Source organism: Chamaesiphon sp. OTE_75_metabat_556, from assembly GCF_031378165.1.
Classification (GTDB): domain Bacteria; phylum Cyanobacteriota; class Cyanobacteriia; order Cyanobacteriales; family Chamaesiphonaceae; genus Chamaesiphon.
Genome location: NZ_JANNDR010000081.1, coordinates 1 through 1697, shown reverse-complemented (window position 1 = coordinate 1697; position 1697 = coordinate 1). Strand labels below are relative to the sequence as shown.

At 38.2% G+C, this 1697-nt stretch carries 2 protein-coding genes and 1 pseudogene; all 3 read right to left on the bottom strand.

From position 1 onward, the window contains the following. Positions 1-511 (bottom strand): AAA family ATPase (locus tag RMO27_RS03920; protein ID WP_309729317.1); only part of this gene is annotated, 511 nt, incomplete at its 3' end. Between the two features lie 45 nt (positions 512-556). After that, positions 557-778 carry a hypothetical protein gene (locus RMO27_RS03915; RefSeq protein WP_309729315.1) on the bottom strand — a complete coding sequence of 74 codons (222 nt, stop codon included), beginning with the start codon at positions 776-778 and terminating at the stop codon, positions 557-559. Between the two features lie 321 nt (positions 779-1099). Further along, positions 1100-1697: pseudogene (locus tag RMO27_RS03910) on the bottom strand (hypothetical protein); the annotation flags it as partial.

The window sequence follows — 1697 nt, the reverse complement described above, 5'->3', positions numbered from 1 at the left end:
TCACAGATCCTTGATATTCAAATGCAATCTTACCAATTAATGCAGTTTGCACTTCGATCTGTAAAACCACACCATCTTTCTCGAATTCACTTTTTAAATCACTTGATGCCTCTGCTATAGCAGGCAAATTAAAGACTGTATAATCGCCATGTTTTACTTTTAAAAGAGTGATTTTATTCCACTCTACATGCTCAGTTGTACATTGTAATGTTTGACGGTTAAAGCTAGCTGACCACTTCATTTCAATGCCATCATCATGAACAACTGAGACTTCAAACCCAATATTACGTTTATTCGTCAATTTTGAATTCAGATCGGATGATTCCCACTGTCGCTTTTTCAACCATCCACTCAAATCGCCTCTAACTTGTTGAGACAAGAAATCAAAAAACTGCAATACCGTTGACTTACCCGAACTATTCAGCCCAACCAAACAACTAAACTTAGCTAAAGGCAACTCAAAATTAACTAAAGATTTAAAATTATCAACTTTGATAGATTTAATTTGCATCTTTTATACTCATTCACATCGGAAATTACCGCAAACAGGAACAACTCAGGAATCATCACATTGTTCATCAACTGTCGGACTGACAATATCCCCTAAAGTACGTCCTTTGCCAGCGATCGAAGCAGGAGCCGTCCGACGTTTAACAACGGGCGTAGGATCGTCTGCCAACACCGTCACAATAATCCGCGCGACAGCAGCAACCTCTGGCTGTTCCTTCAACCAATGAATCTGCCCATTTTCCATTGTTGCTTCATAACTTTTTAGCATCTTTAAAATTGCTCCTCAAATTAATAAACCCGATCCCACCAAACCTTTAATTCCTCTATCTCTAATTTACCCGATAATCCCCTGCAATCCCTTGGGAAACCACAAGATCGAGTGGTAGTCTAATTCGCAATCTAGAGGCTCGATCGAGATTTAACCATTTGGGTTGCGATCGATTATAAATAACAATTTATTTTCTCGATCGTGTGGGCTAATAATTTGAGATCGAGCGATATTGGCGGCTAGGGTTTGGAGTATGTCTCGATCTCGTTCTGGCAATGGATCGATAACTGTTGTTGCGGTGGCAATCCAAATTTGATATTTCTACCACCAGGGTTGAATTATGTCCATGTCATGAATTACTTCTATGCCCGATCCCAATTGGGCAACTATAGATCTATAGTGGCGACACATCCTTTTACCCGACTCAGATAAGATAGCAAAAGGTGCTGATGGTTCGCGAAATAGCCATAGTCCCCATGCTATCTTTAAGTTATTTTCTTTTAAATATTCATCGAGCATATCTTGTCTGACTGCAAGAATATGAAAATTATCTTCATGGTCTATTTGTTGCCTTAAAGAAAAGGCAACAATATTTCCATCTCTATCAATAAATTTACCATTACTAAAATCTACAATTTTCAAGTACTGGCGTAAGCAATTAGCAGGAATTAATTCGTTGATTTCTCCTTCCAAGTTATGCCAGTGGAATTCACAACTTGTTGCTTTTGCAGATATCTTTTTTATTGCCCCTTGTTTGTTTGTAAAAATAATTTTCCGATCGCATTCTATGTCTTCATTCCATCTTGCCCAAACTACTTCTGATGGATCTATGTAAGATTCCGCCGCTCTAATTCCTCCTGTAAGATTATATACATCACTCAATTCTTCATCGGCTATTTTGCCATTTTTTAGTGCAGAC